We start from the raw sequence: 19,484 nt of genomic DNA on the forward strand, positions 1-19,484 counted from the left end.
GCTGGGCCGCCGGCGGCGGCGTCGAGTACGCCCTGCCCACCGACTCGTTCCTGAACTTCTTCCGCTCCTCGGCCGTCACCCTCAAGGTCGAAGGCCTCTACGTCAGCCTCGACCGCCAGAAGAACTCGGCCGGCGGCGTGTTCTACGGCAATCTCCTGCCCCCGAACGGCACCGCCTACCTCAACGGCGCCGCTGCCAAGACCGAGTTCGCCGTCGTCCGCGCCGGCCTGAACTACAAGTTCGGATCCTACTGAGACCGGATGCCGGAGCCGGCTCTGCCGGCTCCGCGCTCCCGAAGGGCCCGGCCGCAAGGCCGGGCCCTTTCGCGTTTCGGGACCGCGAACCGGCCTCGGCGGGTGCGACAGGGAGGGCCGGAACCGCGCGGGCCGCCCGCGATTGAGACCGCGGCGCCCCTCAGTGACCCGGACAGGGCCTTCCACGCAGGGACCGGGCGCGCGGAGCGATCAGCCATGCGAAGCCGAATCCTTCTCCTGTCGCTCGCGGCCCTCGGCCTCGCGAACGCGCCGGCCTCCGCGCAGGACGCCAGCGTGATCGGCAAGGACACGATCCTGCCGGCCACGGGACCGGGAACCTCGATGGACGGCAAGGGGGGCGGGCGGCTGACGGAGGCGGCGAGCGCCGAGGACGCCGCCAAGCGTCAGGGGCTCAAGCCCGTCACCTTCCTGACCACGAAGATGATCGGCGTGACGGTGCGCAACGCCGCGGGCGACAGCGTCGGCAAGATCGAGGACCTGCTCATCGCCGATGGCGGGACGCTCAAGGCCGTCGTGATCGACGTCGGCGGCTTCCTCGGCCTCGGCAGCAAGCTCATCGCGGTCGAGCCGGGCGCCCTCGTGCTGCGTCCCGGCGGCGACCGCTTCTCGGCGGTCCTCAACATGGGCAAGGACACGGTGGCGGCGGCCCAGCCCTTCGACCCGGCCAAGGTGATCGCGCCGCCCCGATAAGGCGCGACCGAAACCCGTCACCCGTCTTTGCGAGCGCAGCGAAGCAATCCAGGGCAGCGCGACTTCGGTGAACGTGGCGCTGCTGGGTTGCTTCGCTCCGCTCGCAATGACGGCGCGGGCGCCATCGACCGACGCGGCGCGGCCGCGCCGGCGCTCCGGCGTCAGATGTCGAGGTCGGCGCCCTCGGCGAAGGCCGCGCGCTCGCTGATGAAGGCGAAGCGCGCCTCGGGCTTGTTGCCCATCAGGCGCTCGACCGTGTCGCCGGTCGATTCCCGGGCCTCGTCCAGGACCGCGACGCGCAGCAATGTGCGCTTCCTCGGATCCATGGTGGTCTCCTTGAGCTGGGCCGGCATCATCTCGCCGAGGCCCTTGAACCGCCCGATCTCGACCTTGCCGCCCTTGAACACCGTCTTGACGATCCGCTCCCGATCCGCGTCGTCCCGGGCATACGCCACCTTCGAGCCCTGCTGCAGCCGGTAGAGCGGCGGGATCGCGAGGTAGAGGTGGCCGCGGTCGATCAGCCTCGGCATCTGGCGGTAGAAGAAGGTGATCAGCAGCGAGGCGATGTGGGCGCCGTCGACGTCGGCGTCCGTCATGATGATCACCTTCTCGTAGCGCAGGTCCGCCTCGCGGAAGGCCGCCCCGGTGCCGCAGCCGAGCGCCAGGGTGAGATCCGAGATCAGCTGGTTGGCGCCGAGCTTGTCGCGCGAGGCCGAGGCGACGTTCAGGATCTTGCCGCGCAGCGGCAGGATCGCCTGGGTCGCCCGGTCCCGGGCCTGCTTGGCCGAGCCGCCGGCCGAGTCGCCCTCGACGATGAAGATCTCAGAGCCCGCGGTGCCCGCCGCCGAGCAGTCGGCGAGCTTGCCGGGCAGGCGCAGCTTGCGGGTCGCGCTCTTGCGGGCGACCTCCTTCTCCTGGCGGCGGCGCAGGCGCTCCTCGGCCCGGTCGATCACCCAGTCGAGGAGCTTGTTGGCCTGGGCCGGGGAGGCGGCGAGCCAGTGGTCGAAGGCGTCGCGCACCGCCGTCTCGACGATGCGCTGCGCCTCCACGGTGGCGAGCTTGTCCTTGGTCTGGCCCTGGAACTCGGGCTCGCGGATGAAGACCGAGAGCATCGACGCGCAGGTCGCCATGACGTCGTCGGTGGTGACGGCAGTCATGCGCTTGGCCTGGTTCACCCGCTCGGCATGCTCGCGCAGGCCGCGCAGCAGGGCGACGCGCAGGCCCGCCTCGTGGGTGCCGCCCTCGGGCGTCGGGATTGTGTTGCAGTAGGAGTGCGAGATCCCGTCCTCGGCGACCATCCAGGCCACCGCCCACTCGAGCGACCCGTGCGAGCCCGGCTTGGTGATCTTGCCGGAGAACATCGCCTCGGTGACGAGCTCCTTCCCGTCGATGTCGCGGGCGAGGTAGTCGCGCAGCCCGTCGGGGAAGCGGTGCACCGCCTCGGCCGGCACGTCCTCCAGCCCCTCGAGGAGGGCAGGGGCGCAGCGCCAGCGGATCTCGACGCCGCCGAAGAGGTAGGCCTTGGAGCGCGCCATCTTGAACAGGCGGCGCGGGTCGAACTTCAGCGAGCCGAAGATCTGGGCATCGGGATGGAAGCGGACGCGGGTGCCGCGCCGGTTCTGCACCCGGCCGACCAGTTCCAAGGCCCCTTGGGCATGACCGCGCGAGAACGTCTGGCGGTAGAGGGTCTGGTTGCGCGCCACCTCGACCTCGAGCAGGTCGGAGAGCGCGTTCACCACCGAGATGCCGACGCCGTGCAGGCCGCCCGAGGTCTCGTAGACCTTCGAGTCGAACTTACCGCCGGCGTGCAGCGTGGTCATGATGACCTCGAGCGCCGATTTGCCGGGAAATTTCGGGTGCGGGTCGACCGGGATGCCGCGGCCGTTGTCGGTCACCACGAGGGCGCCGGATTCCTCCAGCTCCACCTCGATGAAGCTGGCATGGCCGGCGACCGCCTCGTCCATCGAGTTGTCGATCACCTCGGCGAAGAGGTGGTGCAGCGCCCGCTCGTCGGTGCCGCCGATATACATGCCGGGCCGCCGCCGGACGGGCTCCAGCCCCTCCAGCACCTCGATGTCGGAGGCGGTGTAGCCGCCCTCGGGCTCGGCGGCCGCGAGCGTCGCCACGGAGGCCGCCGAATCCAGCCGCCGCCGCGGCTCGGGCGGGCGGGCCGCGGCGCCCTTGCCGCCCGGCCCGAACAGGTCCCGCGCCGGATCGCTCACGCGCGGCCTCCTGGCGCGCGGCGCGTCGGCCGGCTCGGCTTCGCGCAGACGGGTCTTGGGACGGGTCTCGGGTCGTGGAGCATGCGCCTTCATCCCCGCATGATAGCGGAACAAACCATAAACATCAAAGCCGTTCGCCCTGCGGCGAGGCGATCGCATCATCGCATGCTGCGCCGCCGCGAGCGAGGGCCGCGTCCGTGCCGGGACACGGTTCCGCGCGCCGGGCCGTCATCACGACGTTGCACAACAATGGGTTAAGGCTTTCTCGTGACCCGCATGCCCGGCTTCCACAGGCGACGCCCGGAACAGAACGGGACGATCGACGTTGGTGGCGGAGATAAATCTTGACCGTGGTCAGGGAGCCGCAGTCCATGAGCGACGCCGCGATCGAGGCCCGCCGCCTCACGTTGATCCGCTTCGAGCACGCGGCCGGCGCCGCCTTCGGCTGCGACGACGACGCGGCCGGCGTGCCGCCCGCCCGGGCGTTGGTCAATGCCACCACGATCACCTTGGCGACCTTCGCGACCGCGGTCGCGGCGACGATCACCTACTTGGTCTGAACCCGATCGCTGACCGCAACCCGCGGTGAGGGGCGGCAACGCTGCCTCTGCCGCGTCCTTGCGAGCGGAGCGAAGCAACCCAGTCGGCGCCACGGTCGAACGCCTCGCGCTGCACTGGGTTGCTTCGCTCCGCTCGCAAGGACGGGCGGGCTCGCCGGCCCACCTCGGCCTCGTCCACGAACGCTTCAGCCCGCGCTCGACGTCTTCGCAGCCGCCTTCTTGGCCGCCGGCTTCTTGGCGGCGGTCTTCTTGGCCGCCGGCTTGTCGCCGCTCGCGGCCCGCGCCGACCCTTTCCGGACCGCCCCGCGCTTCGCCGGCTTGCCGCCGCCCGCGGCGCGCTTGGCGTTCACCAGGGTGATCGCCTCGTCGAGGGTCAGCGCCTCGGCGCTCATCGTCTTCGGCAGCGTGGCGTTGACCTCGCCGTCCGTGACGTAGGGCCCGTACTTGCCGGCCTTGACCACGAGGTCGCGGCCGCTGGCCTCGTCCTTGCCCAGCGGCCGGCCGGGATCGGCGGCCGGGCGGCCGCGGCCGCCGCCCTGCTCCTTGGCGACGATCAGGTCGATGGCGCGGTTAGCCCCGATCTCCAGCACGTCGTCGTCCTTGCCGAGATTGGCGTAGGTCTTCCCGTGCTGCACGTAGGGTCCGAACCGGCCGAGATTGGCCAGGATCGGCTCGCCGGTCTCGGGATGGCGGGCCACCTCCCGCGGCAGCGCCAGCAGGGCCAGCGCCTTGTTGAGATCCACGTCCGAGGAGCTGAGCCCCTTGGGCAGCGACGAGCGCTTCGGCTTCTCGGCGCCCTTCTCGGCGGAGGCCTCGCCGAGCTGGAGGAACGGCCCGAACCGGCCGTCGCGCAGCGTCACCGGCAGGCCGGTCGCGGGATCGTCGCCCAGCACCCGCACGCCCGGCTGGCCGCCCTCGGCCGAGGAGCCGTCGCCGTCGCCGTCGACGCCCGAAGCCGAGAGCTGCCGGGTGTACTTGCATTCCGGGTAGTTCGAGCAGCCGATGAAGGCGCCGAATTTGCCGAGCTTCAGCGACAGCTGGCCCGAGCCGCAGGTCGGGCAGGTGCGCGGGTTCGAGCCGTCGCCCTTGTCGGGGAAGATGTGCGGCCCGAGGAGGCCGTTCAGCGCCTCCAGCACGTCGGCGACGCGCAGCTCCTTGGTCTCGCCGATCGCCGCGGAGAAGTCGCGCCAGAAGTCGCGCAGCACCGCCCGCCAGTCGATCTCGGCGTTGGAGACCCGGTCGAGCTGCTCCTCGAGGCCGGCGGTGAAGTCGTACTCGACGTAGCGCCGGAAGAAGCTCTCGAGGAAGCCCGTGACGAGCCGCCCCTTGTCCTCCGGCTGCAGCCGCTTCTTCTCGATCTTGACGTACTCGCGATCCCGCAAGGTCTGGAGAACCGCGGCATAGGTCGACGGGCGGCCGATGCCGAGCTCCTCCATGCGCTTCACGAGGCTCGCCTCGGAGTAGCGCGGCGGCGGCTCGGTGAAGTGCTGGGTCGAGCTGATCCGCTCGCGGGCGAGCGGGTCGCCGGCCTTCATGGGCGGCAGGCGGCGGCTCTCCTCGTCCTCCTCGTCGTCCTTGCCCTCCTGGTAGAGGGTCAGGAAGCCGTCGAACTTCACCACCTGGCCGGTGGCGCGCAGGTCGATGGTCCGCGGTCCGACCTTGGCGGTGACGTCGACGGTGGTCCGCTCCAGTTCGGCCGATTCCATCTGGCTCGCCATGGTGCGGGTCCAGATCAGCTCGTAGAGCCGGGCCTGCTCGGGCTCGAGGTGGCGCGCCACCGTCTTGGGCAGGCGGCCCATGTCGGTGGGGCGCACCGCCTCGTGGGCCTCCTGGGCGTTCTTGGCCTTGACGCTGTACTTGCGCGGAACGTCCGGCACGTAGCGGTCGCCGAACTCCTTGCCGATCACCCGGCGGGCGTCCTGGATCGCCTCCGGCGCCATGTCGACGCCGTCGGTCCGCATGTAGGTGATGATGCCGACCGTCTCGCCGCCGATGTCGACGCCCTCGTAGAGGCGCTGGGCGACCCGCATGGTCTGGGCCGGCGCCATCCCGAGCTTGCGGGAGGCCTCCTGCTGCAGGGTCGAGGTGGTGAAGGGCGGCTGCGGGTGGCGCTTGGCGGGCTTGGCCTCGACGCTCGCCACCTGGAAGGTCGCGAGTTCGAGGTCGCGCTTGAAGGCGGCCGCCTCCTCGCCCGTGCCGACGTCGAGGCGCTGGATCCGCTTGCCGTCCGCGCCCACGAGGCGGGCCTCGAAGGTCGCGCCGTCGGCGGTCGTCAGCGTCGCGATGAGCGTCCAGTACTCGCGCGGCTTGAACCGCTCGATCTCCATCTCGCGCTCGACCACGAGCCGGAGCGCCACGGACTGCACGCGCCCGGCCGAGCGGGCGCCCGGCAGCTTGCGCCACAGGACCGGCGAGAGGTTGAAGCCCACGAGATAGTCGAGCGCCCGGCGCGCCAGATAGGCGTCGACCAGCGCTTGGTCGATCTCCCGCGGCTTGCGCATCGCCTGCTCGACCGACGCCTTGGTGATGGCGTTGAAGGTCACGCGCTCGACCGGGATGCCCTTGAGCGCCTTGCGGGCGGTGAGCGCCTCCAGCACGTGCCAGGAGATCGCCTCGCCCTCGCGGTCCGGGTCGGTGGCGAGGATCAGCTTGTCGGCGCCCTTGACCGCCTTGGCGATCTCCGAGACCCGGCTCGCCCCGCGGTCGGCCAGCTCCCAGACCATGTGGAAGTCCTGCTCGGGATCCACCGAGCCGTCCTTGGGCGGCAGGTCGCGGATATGCCCGAAGGAGGCGATGACTTCATAGTCGCGGCCGAGATACTTATTGATCGTCTTGGCTTTGGCCGGCGACTCGACGACGACGACTTTCATTCAGACCTCTGCCCCTGACGGAGCCTGGGCGCGACGGACGAATTCTGTTCGAGATTCGCGTGGGACGTATGCCCGCCGTCGGGCCGGGGCCGCGCGCCGGGCACAAGTGGGTCACGGGCGGCGGGTTGTCAAATGGCGAGGTCTCTGACCGAGCCGCGACGCGGCGCTTCTCGCGCCGGGCCCGGGATCAGGATCCGCATAGCCCCACCGCTCCGGGAAAGTGGCGATGCAGCCTGAATCGCGACCCGGGATCCAGCACGGTGCTCGCCGCTTCGGCGGCTCAAAATTCCGTCAGTCACCTCAGATCCCCGCGTACCACTCGTAGCCGCGGTCTTCCCAGTAGCCGCCGCTGCCCTGGCCGATCCCGGCGAGCGACTCCACCATCTCGACCCGCATCACGTACTTGGCCTGCTTGTAGCCGAGCTGGCGCTCGACCCGCAGCCGGAGGGGCGCGCCGTTCGAGACCGGCAGCGGCTTGCCATTGAGGTCGTAGGCCAGGATCGTCTGCGGGTTGAAGGCGTCGTAGAGGTCGATGCTCTCGTAGTAGCGGATCGGGATCCCCGCCGGCTCGGGCTCCGGGGCCGGGCTGCCCTGGCCCCAATCGTCCTTGGGCGCGTCGGTGGCGGTGGCCGGGCCGCCCCAATCCTCGGCGGCGGCGAGCTGCACGTAAGCCTCGCGCACCGCGCCCGGATGGGTCGGGCGCCGCAGGGACGCGCCCTGGTCGCGCCCTCTGCCACCGCCCTTGGGACCGGCTTCGAACTCCAGCGTGTCGGCGCAGTGGAACACCGCGTAGCGCGCCTGCGGCTTCAGCCCCGCCTTTTTCAGCACCTCGGCGAGCGGCACGCCGCCCCATTGCCCGATGCAGCTCCAGCCCTCCACGCAATCGTGCCGGGTGATCTGGGTGCGCGACGGCAGGGCGCGCAGGTCCGCGAGGCTCAGCGACAGCGGGGTCTGGACCAGCCCGTCGACGGAGAGCCTGAAGTCCGAGAAGTTCCGCACCGCCAGCGCCCGGTAGGCGCGGTCCGGCGGGTCGATGGTGCCGTTCGGCTTGAACCACGGCGAGATCATCGAGGCCGGGAATTCCCGGGCCAGGGTCGTCGGCGACATCAGCAGGCGCTGGACGTACTCGTTGGCGTCCTCGCCGACCTTGAGGGTGCGCTGCCCCGTCTCGGTCCCGGCGAACTTGTCGCAGCCGGTCAGCAGCGCGGTGCCCATCAGGCCGGCGCCCGCGGCGAGGAGCTTGCGGCGGTGGAGGATCATCGGGCGGGTTCCTTCTCGGGACGGCCGAGGCTGAACCAGCCGGTGATCATGCCGCGCATGTTGTTGACGAGCCCGGACACGATGACGAGCAGCACGTGGACCACCACGAACAGCACGATCAGCCCGGCAGCGATGAAGTGGACGCTGCGCGCCGATTGCCGGCCGCCGAACAGCTCGGTCAGCCACGGCCAGGCCGCGTCCATCCCGGGCGACATGGCGAGCCCTGCGAGCACCATCGCGGGCAGCAGGCCCAGCACGAGGACGAGGTAGGTCAGCTTCTGGATGACGTTGTAGCGCTTGGCCTCGGTGCCCTCGGGGAAGCGCAGGAGCAGGTGCTCCTTCACGGAGCCGCCGAAGTCGCGGATCTGATCCCCGTCCGGGATCAGGCGGCGGCGGAGCTGGCCCGAGACCAGGCCGTAGAGCAGGTAGACCGCCCCGTTGATCACCAGCAGCCACGCGAACAGGAAGTGCCAGCGCCGCCCGGTCGCGAGGTCCTGATCGGCCGGCAGCGTCGCCCAGGCCGGGAAGGCGCGCTCCACCTCGGTGCCGCCCTCCTTCGACAGGCCGAGCACGCCGGTCGTGTCGAGGGTGTGGGAACCGACCGTCACGACGCCGCGGGTCGTGCCGTCGCGGCCCGGCTCGCTGGTGATGGCGAGCGCCGGGCTGTCGAAGGTCGAGACCGAACCCCAGTAGAGCGCCGGGTGGGCGTTGAAGATCTGCAGGCCACTCATCAGCAGCACCAGCAGCACCGCGGCGTTGATCCAGTGCGCCAGACGGATCACCAGCGGGTGGCGGTAGAACCAGCGGCGCCCCTGCCGGTCGACGGTCTCGGGGGCTTCGAGGGCAGGGGAGGCGGCCAAGCGTCTGGATCCCGGGCAAGCGGCGCGGGGTCGGGAGCGTACGAATCCCGACCGTTCGGGCAGATACGTGGCGCAGGGGCGGGCGGTTACCATCCGCCGGGAAAAAGGCCGCAGCCGCCCCTCGGAGTACGACTGCGCCGATGGGCGCGCCGTCGATGACGGAGCGCGACGCGCCCCCTCTCCCGAGCGGGAGAGGGTTGGGGTGAGGGGCGAGAAGCTTCAGGATGGAGCACGTCGGAGACGCGGGTTCAGGCGCGTCTCTGTCTGACAGTTCTCATTCCTCACGCTGTCCCTCTCCCGCTCGGGAGAGGGGACCCGCGCCTCCTCCTGCCGCCGATCGAGCCAGCCGGGGCCTCAGAACCATGTCGCCCGTAGGCCTTACGGGAAGGAGCACACGCCGCGGATAGATCCGGGATGTCTGAGACACAGCCTTGCTCCCCGGGCGCGCCGCACCTACACCCGGGCCTCATCATGACGACGCCCGCGCCCCCGGCCTTCCCGCACCGGCACCTCCTCGGCATCGAGGGCCTGACCCGGCCCGACATCGAGGTGCTGCTCGACGCCGCCGAATCCGCCGTCGACATCTCGCGGCAGGTGGAGAAGAAGCGCACGACCCTGCGGGGCCGCACGCAGATCAACCTGTTCTTCGAGCCCTCGACGCGGACGCAATCGTCCTTCGAACTCGCCGGCAAGCGGCTCGGCGCCGACGTGATGAACATGTCGGTGGCCTCGTCCTCGGTGAAGAAGGGCGAGACCCTGATCGACACCGCCGCGACGCTCAACGCCATGCGGCCCGACATCATCGTGGTCCGCCACGAATCGGCGGGCGCCGTTCACCTGCTCGCCCGCAAGGTCGACTGCGCGGTGGTCAATGCCGGCGACGGCGCCCACGAGCACCCGACCCAGGCCCTCCTCGACGCGCTCACGATCCGCCGCAACAAGGGCCGGATCGAGGGCCTGCAGGTGGCGATCTGCGGCGACGTCCTGCACTCGCGGGTGGCGCGCTCCAACATCATCCTGCTCCAGGCCATGGGTGCGCGGGTCCGCCTGATCGCGCCCTCGACGCTGCTGCCCTCCGGGATCGAGCGCTTCGGCGTCGAGACCTTCACGGACATGCGCAAGGGCCTCGTCGGCTGCGACATCGTGATGATGCTGCGCCTCCAGCGGGAGCGCATGAACGGCTCGTTCGTGCCGTCCGTGAAGGAGTACTTCCGATACTTCGGCCTCGACGGCGAGAAGCTGGCGCTCGCCAAGCCCGACGCGCTGGTGATGCATCCGGGGCCGATGAACCGCGGCGTCGAGATCTCCTCCGAGATCGCCGACGGGGCGCAGTCGCTGATCCGCGAGCAGGTCGAGATGGGCGTCGCCGTCCGCATGGCCGTGCTGGAAGCGCTGGCGCGGCACCTGCCGAACGGGTGAATCCCGGACAGAGCCGGGCGGCCTTCACCCGCTCCGCTTGCCCGCCGAGCGGCCGTGGCGCAGTTTCCTGCCGAAATCCGGCCCTGATCTGTATAAGGGGCCGTCGCAACATGCAGATCGCTTCATGACCGCCTACACGCTCGCCGACCTCGCTGCCCTCGTGGCGAGCCGTGCCGGGACCGATCCGGCCACCTCCTACACGGCCAAGCTCCTGTCCGAGGGGCCCGCCAAGGCGGCCAAGAAGCTCGGCGAGGAGGCGGTGGAGGCGGCGATCGCGGCCGTGCAGGGCGACAAGACCGGCCTGCGGAACGAGGCCGCCGACGTGCTCTACCACCTCGTCGTGCTGCTCCGGGCGGGCGGGGTCGAGCTAGACGCCGTGATGGCGGAGCTGGAGCGTCGCACCGCCCAGAGCGGCATCGCCGAGAAGGCCGCGAGGCGCCACGCGTGAACGCGGCCGCGCTGCCGGGCTCGGTCGAGGCGATCCTCGAAGCGTCCGACCGGCTCTCGCCGTATCGCCGCTTCAGCCGCGAGGAATGGGCGCAGCTGCGCGCCGACACGCCGCTCACCCTCAAGCAGGAGGACCTGGAGCGGCTGCAATCGATCAACGACCCGATCTCGGTGGAGGAGGTCGAGGCGATCTACCTGCCGCTGTCGCGGCTCCTCGCGCTCTACGTCGCGGCGACGCAGGGCCTGTTCAAGGCGACGCAGCGCTTCCTGATGGCCGAGCGCGAGACCAAGGCGCCCTACATCATCGGGCTCGCCGGGTCGGTGGCGGTGGGCAAGTCCACGACCGCCCGCATCCTGACCGCCCTGCTGGCGCGCTGGCCCAACACCCCGAAGGTCGACCTCGTCACCACCGACGGGTTCCTGCTGCCGAACGCCGAACTGGCCGCCAACGGCCTGATGGAGCGCAAGGGGTTCCCCGAGAGCTACGACACCGCCGCGCTGCTGCGCTTCCTCCACGACGTGAAGGCCGGCCACAAGCGCGTGACCGCGCCGCTCTACTCGCACCTCGTCTACGACCGGGTGCCCGGGGAGGAGCGGGTGGTGGAGAGCCCCGACATCCTGATCGTCGAGGGCCTGAACGTGCTCCAGCCGGCCCGCCTGCCCCGGGACGGGACCGCGATCCCGTTCGTGTCCGACTTCTTCGACTTCTCGATCTATCTCGACGGCCACGAGGACGACCTGCACCGCTGGTACGTCACGCGCTTCATGAAGCTGCGCCAGACGGCGTTCCGCGACCCGCGCTCGTACTTCCGGAAATATGCCGAGATCGCCGAGACCGAGGCCCTCGACATCGCCGACCGGCTCTGGACGACGATCAACCTGCCGAACCTGCGCGAGAACATCGTGCCGACCCGCCAGCGGGCGAGCCTGATCCTCACCAAGGGCGCGAGCCACCGGATCGAGAGCGTGGCCCTGAGGCGGCTGTGAACCGCTGCGGGCCGATCGAACGATCGGCCCGCACGAAGACCGAACCTCCGTCATCACGAGCGACGCCGGATCGCTTCGCTGCGCTCGCACGGACGTGAACGACCGAGCCCAGGCGCATCACGCGAACGGGAACTCCGCCTCCGCCACGTACGGACCGCCGCCGGTCGAGTCCCGCGCCGAGAACAGCGTCACCCGGTCCGCCGTGTAGGTCAGCGGCGCGAAGACCGGTGCCTGCGACAGGTACATCGCCGCCGCCTCCGGCGTGGCGTCGCGCCGGAGGCGCGCCAGGGTCACGTGCGGGGTGAATTTCCGCCGCTCCGGCTCGACCCCGGCCCGGCGCACGAGCCGCTCCTGCTCGGCCTGGAGATCCGTCAGCTCCGCCTCCGGCACCACCGAGGCGTAGAGCGCCCGCGGCCTGTCGCCGCCGAAGATGCCGAGGCCGTCGAGGGTCACCGTCAGGGCCGGGCGGACCCGCATCTCGGACAGCGCCTCCACCACGTCGTCGGCCGTGGTCGCGTCGACGTCGCCGATGAACCGCAGGGTCACGTGGAAGTCGCCGGGCTCGATCCAGCGGGCCCCGGGCAGGCCGCCCTGCCAGGCCCTGAGCGCGTCGGCGATCGCGGGCGGCACGGCGAGGCCGGTGAACAGGCGCGGCATTACCGCGACGCCCCCTGCCGGAGGCCCCCCAGGAAACCCTCCACCGTCGGCAGCATGCGGGCCGCGATGGTCTCCACGCCCTGCCGGTTCGGGTGGATCATGTCGTCGAGGTGCTGCGCCCGGTCGCCGATGATCCCGTCGAGGAAGAACGGGTAGAGGGTCAGGCCGTAGCGCTTGGCGAGCGCCGGGTAGATCGCGTCGAACCGGGCCTTGTAGTCGGGTCCGAGATTGGGCGCGGCCTGCATGCCGGCGAGCAGGACCGGGATGCCCCGCGCCTTCAGCCGCTCGATGATCGCCGACAGCGCGCCCTCGGTGACCTTCGGGTCGGTGCCGCGCAGCATGTCGTTGGCGCCGAGCTCGAGGATCACGCCCGCGGTCCCGTCCGGGACGGACCAGTCGACCCGGTCGAGGCCGCCGGTGGCGGTGTCGCCGGAGACGCCGGCATTGGCGACCGTCACGTCCGCGCCCCTGGCCTTGAGCAGGCGCTCCAGCACGGTCGGGAAGGCGGCGTCGGCCGGGAGCTTGTAGCCCGCGGTCAGGCTGTCGCCGAGGGCGACGAGCTTGACCGGCCCGCCAGGCGCGGCCCGCGCTCCCGGCGCGACGGCTGTCATGAAAGGGACCATCAGGAGCGCTAGCGCTGCGGCATACAGGGCCGTGCGCCGGAACACAGCGCGCGCGTCATGGCGCGGCCCCAATGCCGAACCCATATCGCGGTGCACCAGCGGCCCGTAGAGCCAAGATCGAAGCCGAAGGGATCGACCCCACGTGAGGACCTCGCGCGCCATGCTCGTCATCGCCCACAGATCGGCTCACCGGTGAGCCAAGGCAAGGTGCTGCGCGAGCCCGCGATCGCGCTGTCGGACATCGATCTCAGCCTCGGCCGCGGCGCCGCCCGCGTCCACGTCCTGCGCGGCATCTCGCTGAATGTCGACCGCGGCGAGGCGGTCGGCCTCGTCGGCCCGTCCGGCTCCGGCAAGTCGACGCTGCTGATGGTCATGGCCGGGCTGGAGCGGCCCGATTCCGGCGGCGTCGTGATCGAGGACACCGACCTCGTCCGCCTCGACGAGGACGCCCTCGCCCAGTTCCGCGGCCGGCGGATCGGCATCGTGTTCCAGGCCTTCCATCTCGTGCCGACCATGACGGCGCTCGAGAACGTGGCCCTGCCGCTCGAACTCGCCGACCGGCCTGGCGCCCTGGAGCGAGCCCGCGCCGAGCTGGAGGCGGTCGGCCTCGGGCACCGGCTGCACCATTACCCGGCGCAGCTCTCGGGCGGCGAGCAGCAGCGCGTCGCCATCGCCCGGGCGGTCGCCCCGGACCCGGCGATCCTGGTGGCCGACGAGCCCACCGGCAACCTCGACGAGGCTACCGGCCGCCAGATCGTCGACCTGCTGTTCCGGCTGAAGCGCGACCGCGGCGCGACGCTGGTCCTCGTCACCCACGACAACGGCCTCGCCCGCCTGTGCGACCGCACCGTGCGCCTGCGCTCGGGGCGGATCGAGGAGGCGGTGACCGCCTGATGCACGGCACGATCACCCGCCCCGACCCCGCGCCCCGCCGGATCCCGCTCACCCTGCGCCTCGCGCTGCGCGAGTTGCGGGCCGGGCTCAACGGCTTCGCGGTGTTCCTCGCCTGCATCGCGCTCGGCGTCATGGCCATCGCGGGGGTGGCGTCGATCTCGCGCTCGCTCTCGGACGGGCTCGGCCGGGAGGGCCGGCGCATCCTCGGCGGCGACCTCGCCTTCAACCTCATCAACCGCGAGGCGACCGACGCGGAGAAGCAGGCCCTCGCGCGGGAGGGCCGCCTCGACATCGTCGCCTCCCTGCGGGCCATGGCGGTGGCGCCGGGCGGCGACGCGGCCCTGGTCGAGCTGAAGGCCGTCGACCCCGCCACCTATCCGGCCGCCGGCGACATCGCGACCGACCCGCCGGGCCGCCTCGCCGACCTGCTGGCGGAGCGCGACGGGGTGCCGGGGGCGCTGGCCGACCCGGCCCTGCTCACCCGCCTCGACGTCAAGGTCGGCGACCGGATCGCGCTCGCCGGGCACGACGTGGCGATCCGCGGCACCATCGTGTCCGAGCCCGACAAGATCGCCGGCGGGATCGGCTTCGGTCCGCGGCTGATGGTCTCCGAACCGACGCTCCGCGCCACAGGCCTCGTCCAGCCCGGCAGCCTCAACCGCTGGAGCTATCGCCTGGTCCTGCCGCCCGGCACGCCGGACGCCGACCTCGACGCGGCGCAGGCCCGGATCCGCGCCGCCACCCCCGAGGCCGGCTGGGAGATCCGCTCGCGGACCAACGCCGACCCGCGCTTCGCCAAGAGCATCGAGCGCTTCACGCAGTTCCTGACCCTGGTGGGGCTCACCGCGCTGATCGTCGGCGGCGTCGGGGTCGGCAACGCCGTCCACGCCTTCGTGGAGCGCAAGCGGCCCTCGATCGCGACCCTCAAGAGCGTCGGCGCGCCGGGCTCGCAGGTGGTCGCCCTGTACCTGACGCAGGTGATGCTGATCGCCGGCCTCGGCACCCTGATCGGCCTCGCGATCGGCGCGAGCCTGCCCTTCCTCCTCGACGCCCTCTTCTCCGCCGACCTGCCGCTGCCGCTGAACCCGACGCTCGCCCCCGGGGAGCTGGCGCTCGCGGCCGCCTACGGGCTGATCACGGCCTTCGCGTTCGCGATCACGCCGCTCGGCCGCGCCCACGACGTGCCGGTCTCCGGCCTGTTCCGCGACACGGTCGACCCGGCGCGCGTCAGCCCGCGCTGGCGCTACCGGATCTGGCTCGCCGTCAGCCTCGCGGCCCTGGTCGGCCTGTCGGTGGCGACCGCCTTCGACCGGCGCGTCGCGCTGATCTTCATCGCGGCCGCCGCCATCGCGTTCGGCCTGCTGCACGGCGTGGCGCTCGGCCTGATGGCCCTCGCCCGCCGCCTGCCGCACCCGCGCTGGCCGGCGCCCCGGATGGCGCTCGCCAACCTCCACCGGCCCGGTGCCCTGACGCCGGCCATCGTCCTGTCGCTCGGCCTCGGCGTGACGCTCCTCGTGACGCTCAGCCTGATCGACGCCAACGTCCGCCGCACGATCAGCGCGACCCTGCCGGCCAAGGCGCCGAATCTCTTCTTCCTGGACATCCGCTCGCGGGACGCCGCCCAGTTCCGCGAGTTCCTGGCGCGCGCGGCGCCCAACGGCAAGATCGAGGACGTGCCGATGATGCGCGGCCGTATCGTCGCCCTGAACGGCGTGCCGGCGAGCAAGATCCGCCCCCCCGAGGACGCCGCCTGGGTGCTCGACGGCGACCGGGGCATCACCTACGCCGACACGGTGCCGGACGGCTCCAGCCTCACCGAGGGCGCGTGGTGGAGCGCCGAGCAGGGGGCGAAGCCGCTGGTCTCCTTCGAGGCCGACCTCGCCCGCCAGCTCGGCCTCAAGCTCGGCGACACGGTGACGGTGAACGTGCTCGGCCGCGACCTCACCGCGACGATCTTCAACCTGCGCCGGGTGGAGTGGCGCAACCTCGGCATCAACTTCGTGATGGTGTTCTCGCCGGGCACCTTCCGAGGCGCGCCGCATTCCGACCTCGCGACGCTGACCCTGCCCGGCGGAACCGACGCTTCCGCCGAGAACCGCATCCTGCGCGACGTCGCCAAGACCTTCCCGTCGGTGAGCGCCGTGCGGGTGAAGGACGCCCTCGACGCCATCGGCGACCTCGTCGGCCGGCTGGTCCTGGCGATCCGGGGGGCGAGCGCCGTGGCGGTGCTGGCGAGCCTGTTCGTGCTGGCCGGCGCCATCGCGGCCGGGCACCGGGCGCGGCTCTACGACGCCGTCGTGCTCAAGGTGCTGGGCGCGAGCCGGGCGCGGCTGCTGACCGCCTACGCCCTCGAGTACGCCGCGCTGGGGCTCGCCACGGCGCTGTTCGGCCTCCTGGCCGGGACGCTCGCCGGCTGGGTGATCGTCGCCAAGGTCATGCACCTCGACTTCCGCCTCGACCTGTCGGGCGCGCTGGTCGCGGCCGTGGCCGCGGTGGCGCTGGCGATCCTCCTCGGGCTCGTCGGCACGTGGCGGATCCTGGGGCAGAAGCCGGCGCCGTATCTCCGGCAGACCTGACGGAGGCCGGTCCCGCGGGCGCCTTAGCCGGTCCGGCCCCGGCGGAGGCAGCGATCGAGGCCGTCGGGAGCGGCGGACCGGGCGCCGCCCACGCCGTCGCGACGCGGGCCCCCGGCCATCGCGGCGGACCGCGCCCGGCCGGGGACGGCCCGGCAGGATATCGACGCTCTCGGTCCGCGCGGGAGGGGCTTCCAACCGTCCGGCCCCGCGCTCACGGGTCGCCGCGCTCCGCGTTCTCCGCGGTGCGCGCGCATGCCTCGGTCGATTCGGGGCCGACCAGGGCGATGACCGCTTCACCGAATCGCCTACGCGCGGCCGGATCGAGTCGGTTGAGGTGGACCCCGACCAGCATCAGCAGCCGCTCCGTCTCCCGCTCCACGGTCAGACGGTCCACAGATCCGCAGCGATCGGAACCGTAGAACGCCTCGATCGGCAAATCGAGGGACTGCGCAATCCTGTTCAGCGTGCGCGCGGCGGAGGATTCCACCTTCCGGTCAGCAATCGTCCGCAGGAATTCGAGTCCGTTCTCGTCCATGGCGGCCCCTCGAATCATTCGCGACGGGGGAAAATTTCCCAACCATGACAAGAGGTGCCCCCGTGAAGGGGTATTCGCAAGTGAACTCTTTGTCATTTCGCCGGAAGATTGGTACGGAGCTGGACATTCGATCTTCGAGCGGCCCGGGGGGGACCGTCCACCATGCGCATCAACGTCATCGATGGCTACGCGGAGAACGCCGACCGTCTCCGGGCGGCTCTCGAAGCCTCGTGCGTTGTGGGAGCCTGGGAGTGGGACCACGTCCGCGGCGTGGTCGTCTACGACGCGGGCGCGGCCCGGCTGCTGACCGGCAATCCCGACCTCGCCGACCGTCCGATCAACGGGCCGATGGCCCTGGCCGCGGTCCATCCCGAGGACATGACGTGGTTGATGGACCACATGCTCCGGGCCGTCCGGTCGAGCGGCCTGGTCCTCGCCGAGTACCGCGTGTTCAAGGCGGACGGCAGCGTGCGCTGGCTCCTCAGCCGGGGGCGGACCCATCGGAACGAGGACGGCGAGCCGCAGCGCTCGCACGGCATCCTGATGGACATCACCGAGATCCGCGACGGCGGCGACCGCTACGTGGTCGGCAGGCCCATGGCGGGCGGCGACCCGCTGGAGCGGGCGGCCGACCTCGCCGTCGCGCTCAAGGAGACGCTCACCGACGACATGCCCGCGGAGGTGCGGGCGGCCGCCGACCTGATGCTGCTGGGTCTGGGCCGCGCCCTGGCCCGCCGGATGACGCACTGAACCGCCCCTCCCGGGCGCCCAGATCCCGCGCGCCGGAGAGCGGATCTCCGAGGCTGCGGATCCGCCGTGCAGGCACGAACCCGCCGGGACTCGGCGGTCCGGACCGGAGAAACCGGGGCGCGCGCGGACGCACGTGGCATAAGGAAGTCGTTAAGACTTCGCGCGTGCGCATCGAAACGCCTGGACGGCGGCAACCGTCAGTCGAACAACCCGACGACGGAGCGGAATGCATTTTAATCCCGGCCGAGATGGACAAAAATACATCCGCCGGACACGGAAAAGCGGCCCCGGAACCGTGGCCGGGGACTTGTGTCGCGGCTTCGGGCGCAACATATTCCCGACCGAGGCGCCAGCCCGGCGCCAGAGGTCCTGCGTGGGCCTCGACCGAACACCACGCTGAGAGAGCCTCCGCAAGGAAACTCCCATGGCATTCGAGAACAGCCCCTTCCGGTACGGCGCCCAGCAGCCGACCGGCTACGCCGGCACACAGGTCGAGGTCGATCAGGGCCTGCGCACCTTCATGCTCGGCGTCTACAACAACATGATCGTCGGGCTCGGCATCTCGGGTCTCGTCGCGCTCGGCCTGAACATGGCCTCCGTGGCGGCCTACCAGGGCACCCGCCCGATCCTGACCCCGTTCGGGCAGACCCTCTACCTCAGCCCGCTGAAGTGGGTCCTGATGCTCGCCCCGCTGGCGTTCATCTTCGTCTTCTCCATGCGGATGGACCGGATGTCGGCCTCGTCCGCGCGGACGATGTTCTGGGCCTTCGCGGCGGTGATGGGCGCCTCGATGTCCTCGCTCCTCCTGGTGTTCACCGGGGGCAGCGTGGTGCAGGTGTTCTTCATCACGGCGGCGGCCTTCGGCTCGCTCAGCCTCTGGGGCTACACCACCCGGCGCAGCCTCTCGGGCATGGGCTCGTTCCTGATGATGGGCCTGATCGGCATCATCCTCGCGTCGCTGGTGAACATCTTCTTCGCCTCGTCGGCCCTCCAGTTCGCCATCTCGGTGCTGGGCGTGCTGATCTTCGCGGGGCTGACCGCCTACGACACCCAGAAGCTCAAGGAGATGTATCTCTATGGCGGCTTCGACGGCGAGATGGCGGCCAAGATGTCGGTGAACGGCGCCCTGACGCTCTATCTCGACTTCATCAACATGTTCCAGTTCCTGCTGAGCCTGATCGGCGACCGCCGATAAGCCAGCCCGAACGAGACGGGACGAGGGAACCCCGGCGGGACACCGCCGGGGTTTCTTTTTGCCTGGCCGCCGCGCGCGGATGCGCTAGGCTCGGGCCATGCCCGCGCTCTCCGACCTCTCCGGCCTCTCCGCTTTCCCGATCACCCCGAGCGACGCGGACGGCCGCGTCGACGCGGAAGCCCTGCGCCGGTTGCTGGAGCCCCTGGTGGCCGGCGGAGTCGACTCGATCGGCCTCCTCGGCAGCACCGGGACCTACGCGTACCTGAGCCGCGAGGAGCGGCGCCGGGCGGTGGCGATCGCCGCCGAGGCCGTGGCCGGGCGGGTCCCGCTCCTCGTCGGCATCGGCGCCCTGCGCACCGACGAGGCCGTCCGCCTCGCGCAGGACGCGCGGGCGGCCGGCGCGGATGCCGGGCTCCTCGCCGCCGTCTCGTACACGCCGCTCACCGAGGCCGAGGTCGAGGCGCATTTCGCGACCGTGGCGGAGGCGGGCGGCCTGCCCCTCGTCCTCTACGACAACCCCGCGACCACGCATTTCCACTTCACGCCGGCGCTGATCGGCCGGATCGCCCGCCAGCCCGGGATCGTGGCCGCCAAGTGCGCCGCGCCGGGGCCGGCGCGGGCCGGGCCGCGGGCGCCCGCCCCCCCGGGGGGGGCGCCCGGGGGC

17 protein-coding genes and 1 pseudogene are annotated in these 19,484 nt (G+C 71.4%); 11 read left to right on the forward strand and 7 right to left on the reverse strand.

Annotated features, from left to right (window positions below; all coding sequences use genetic code 11):
• Nucleotides 1-254: pseudogene (locus ACLBYE_RS22730) on the forward strand (porin family protein); the annotation flags it as partial.
• A 216-nt stretch (nucleotides 255-470) separates the two neighbouring features.
• Nucleotides 471-965: a PRC-barrel domain-containing protein gene (locus tag ACLBYE_RS22735; protein ID WP_447695901.1), complete on the forward strand. Its 495-nt coding sequence runs from the start codon at nucleotides 471-473 to the stop codon at nucleotides 963-965.
• Nucleotides 966-1,126: 161 nt separating this feature from the next.
• Here ACLBYE_RS22735 and parE read toward each other — a convergent pair whose 3' ends face one another.
• The gene (gene parE / locus ACLBYE_RS22740; protein WP_447695902.1) at nucleotides 1,127-3,187 is read right to left on the reverse strand and encodes a DNA topoisomerase IV subunit B; all 2,061 of its coding nucleotides are present in this window, start codon (nucleotides 3,185-3,187) and stop codon (nucleotides 1,127-1,129) included.
• Between the two features lie 371 nt (nucleotides 3,188-3,558).
• Between parE and ACLBYE_RS22745 the strand changes: the two genes are divergently transcribed.
• On the forward strand, nucleotides 3,559-3,747 hold the full coding sequence (locus ACLBYE_RS22745) for a hypothetical protein (protein WP_238198890.1): 189 nt from the start codon (nucleotides 3,559-3,561) through the stop codon (nucleotides 3,745-3,747).
• Nucleotides 3,748-3,932: 185 nt separating this feature from the next.
• On the opposite strand, the gene topA is transcribed toward ACLBYE_RS22745, so the two are convergent.
• The 3 genes from topA to ACLBYE_RS22760 form a co-directional block, all read right to left on the reverse strand.
• Nucleotides 3,933-6,617 (reverse strand): type I DNA topoisomerase, encoded by a 2,685-nt coding sequence (topA, locus tag ACLBYE_RS22750; protein ID WP_447695903.1) that lies wholly within the window; start codon nucleotides 6,615-6,617, stop codon nucleotides 3,933-3,935.
• Between the two features lie 300 nt (nucleotides 6,618-6,917).
• Nucleotides 6,918-7,877: a molybdopterin-dependent oxidoreductase gene (locus tag ACLBYE_RS22755; RefSeq protein ID WP_447695904.1), complete on the reverse strand. Its 960-nt coding sequence runs from the start codon at nucleotides 7,875-7,877 to the stop codon at nucleotides 6,918-6,920.
• A complete protein-coding gene (locus ACLBYE_RS22760; RefSeq protein WP_447695905.1) occupies nucleotides 7,874-8,737 on the reverse strand; it encodes a cytochrome b/b6 domain-containing protein in 864 nt (287 codons plus the stop codon). Before ACLBYE_RS22760 ends, ACLBYE_RS22755 begins: the two co-directional genes overlap by 4 nt.
• Nucleotides 8,738-9,208: 471 nt before the next feature.
• Between ACLBYE_RS22760 and ACLBYE_RS22765 the strand changes: the two genes are divergently transcribed.
• The 3 genes from ACLBYE_RS22765 (at nucleotide 9,209) to coaA (ending at nucleotide 11,590) form a co-directional block, all read left to right on the forward strand.
• Nucleotides 9,209-10,156: an aspartate carbamoyltransferase catalytic subunit gene (locus ACLBYE_RS22765; RefSeq protein WP_447695906.1), complete on the forward strand. Its 948-nt coding sequence runs from the start codon at nucleotides 9,209-9,211 to the stop codon at nucleotides 10,154-10,156.
• Between the two features lie 124 nt (nucleotides 10,157-10,280).
• Nucleotides 10,281-10,604 carry a phosphoribosyl-ATP diphosphatase gene (locus tag ACLBYE_RS22770; RefSeq protein WP_020095338.1) on the forward strand — a complete coding sequence of 108 codons (324 nt, stop codon included), beginning with the start codon at nucleotides 10,281-10,283 and terminating at the stop codon, nucleotides 10,602-10,604.
• Nucleotides 10,601-11,590 carry a type I pantothenate kinase gene (coaA, locus tag ACLBYE_RS22775; protein ID WP_447695907.1) on the forward strand — a complete coding sequence of 330 codons (990 nt, stop codon included), beginning with the start codon at nucleotides 10,601-10,603 and terminating at the stop codon, nucleotides 11,588-11,590. The genes ACLBYE_RS22770 and coaA overlap by 4 nt, the downstream gene beginning before the upstream one ends.
• A 117-nt stretch (nucleotides 11,591-11,707) precedes the next feature.
• Here the strand turns inward: coaA and thpR are convergent, their stop codons facing one another.
• The gene (gene thpR / locus ACLBYE_RS22780; RefSeq protein ID WP_447695908.1) at nucleotides 11,708-12,247 is read right to left on the reverse strand and encodes an RNA 2',3'-cyclic phosphodiesterase; all 540 of its coding nucleotides are present in this window, start codon (nucleotides 12,245-12,247) and stop codon (nucleotides 11,708-11,710) included.
• The gene (locus ACLBYE_RS22785) at nucleotides 12,247-12,858 is read right to left on the reverse strand and encodes an arylesterase (RefSeq protein ID WP_447695909.1); all 612 of its coding nucleotides are present in this window, start codon (nucleotides 12,856-12,858) and stop codon (nucleotides 12,247-12,249) included. The genes thpR and ACLBYE_RS22785 overlap by 1 nt, the downstream gene beginning before the upstream one ends.
• A gap of 204 nt (nucleotides 12,859-13,062) precedes the next feature.
• Between ACLBYE_RS22785 and ACLBYE_RS22790 the strand changes: the two genes are divergently transcribed.
• Together ACLBYE_RS22790 and ACLBYE_RS22795 are read left to right on the forward strand one after the other, a co-directional pair.
• Nucleotides 13,063-13,764, forward strand: coding sequence for an ABC transporter ATP-binding protein (locus ACLBYE_RS22790; RefSeq protein ID WP_447695910.1), 702 nt, complete (start codon nucleotides 13,063-13,065; stop codon nucleotides 13,762-13,764).
• Nucleotides 13,764-16,340 carry an ABC transporter permease gene (locus ACLBYE_RS22795; protein WP_447695911.1) on the forward strand — a complete coding sequence of 859 codons (2,577 nt, stop codon included), beginning with the start codon at nucleotides 13,764-13,766 and terminating at the stop codon, nucleotides 16,338-16,340. The genes ACLBYE_RS22790 and ACLBYE_RS22795 overlap by 1 nt, the downstream gene beginning before the upstream one ends.
• Nucleotides 16,341-16,551: 211 nt before the next feature.
• Here the strand turns inward: ACLBYE_RS22795 and ACLBYE_RS22800 are convergent, their stop codons facing one another.
• On the reverse strand, nucleotides 16,552-16,875 hold the full coding sequence (locus ACLBYE_RS22800) for a hypothetical protein (protein ID WP_447695912.1): 324 nt from the start codon (nucleotides 16,873-16,875) through the stop codon (nucleotides 16,552-16,554).
• Nucleotides 16,876-17,037: 162 nt separating this feature from the next.
• Between ACLBYE_RS22800 and ACLBYE_RS22805 the strand changes: the two genes are divergently transcribed.
• The 3 genes from ACLBYE_RS22805 to ACLBYE_RS22815 all read left to right on the forward strand — a co-directional run.
• Nucleotides 17,038-17,625, forward strand: coding sequence for a PAS domain-containing protein (locus tag ACLBYE_RS22805; RefSeq protein ID WP_447695913.1), 588 nt, complete (start codon nucleotides 17,038-17,040; stop codon nucleotides 17,623-17,625).
• Nucleotides 17,626-18,049: 424 nt separating this feature from the next.
• Nucleotides 18,050-18,820, forward strand: coding sequence for a Bax inhibitor-1/YccA family protein (locus ACLBYE_RS22810; RefSeq protein ID WP_020095346.1), 771 nt, complete (start codon nucleotides 18,050-18,052; stop codon nucleotides 18,818-18,820).
• 97 nt (nucleotides 18,821-18,917) lie between these two features.
• Nucleotides 18,918-19,484: dihydrodipicolinate synthase family protein (locus ACLBYE_RS22815; protein ID WP_447695914.1), on the forward strand; the 567-nt coding region annotated here is incomplete at its 3' end.

It is taken from the genome of Methylobacterium sp. A52T (assembly GCF_053346095.1).

What these genes read in the sequence shown, in the direction of transcription:
- ACLBYE_RS22735 (WP_447695901.1), top strand. Translation starts at nt 471, where the DNA reads ATGCGAAGCCGAATCCTTCTCCTGTCGCTCGCGGCCCTCGGCCTCGCG.
- ACLBYE_RS22745 (WP_238198890.1), top strand. Translation starts at nt 3,559, where the DNA reads ATGAGCGACGCCGCGATCGAGGCCCGCCGCCTCACGTTGATCCGCTTC.
- topA (WP_447695903.1), bottom strand. Translation starts at nt 6,617, where the DNA reads ATGAAAGTCGTCGTCGTCGAGTCGCCGGCCAAAGCCAAGACGATCAAT.
- ACLBYE_RS22755 (WP_447695904.1), bottom strand. Translation starts at nt 7,877, where the DNA reads ATGATCCTCCACCGCCGCAAGCTCCTCGCCGCGGGCGCCGGCCTGATG.
- ACLBYE_RS22765 (WP_447695906.1), top strand. Translation starts at nt 9,209, where the DNA reads ATGACGACGCCCGCGCCCCCGGCCTTCCCGCACCGGCACCTCCTCGGC.
- ACLBYE_RS22770 (WP_020095338.1), top strand. Translation starts at nt 10,281, where the DNA reads ATGACCGCCTACACGCTCGCCGACCTCGCTGCCCTCGTGGCGAGCCGT.
- thpR (WP_447695908.1), bottom strand. Translation starts at nt 12,247, where the DNA reads ATGCCGCGCCTGTTCACCGGCCTCGCCGTGCCGCCCGCGATCGCCGAC.
- ACLBYE_RS22785 (WP_447695909.1), bottom strand. Translation starts at nt 12,858, where the DNA reads ATGACAGCCGTCGCGCCGGGAGCGCGGGCCGCGCCTGGCGGGCCGGTC.
- ACLBYE_RS22795 (WP_447695911.1), top strand. Translation starts at nt 13,764, where the DNA reads ATGCACGGCACGATCACCCGCCCCGACCCCGCGCCCCGCCGGATCCCG.
- ACLBYE_RS22800 (WP_447695912.1), bottom strand. Translation starts at nt 16,875, where the DNA reads ATGGACGAGAACGGACTCGAATTCCTGCGGACGATTGCTGACCGGAAG.
- ACLBYE_RS22805 (WP_447695913.1), top strand. Translation starts at nt 17,038, where the DNA reads ATGCGCATCAACGTCATCGATGGCTACGCGGAGAACGCCGACCGTCTC.
- ACLBYE_RS22810 (WP_020095346.1), top strand. Translation starts at nt 18,050, where the DNA reads ATGGCATTCGAGAACAGCCCCTTCCGGTACGGCGCCCAGCAGCCGACC.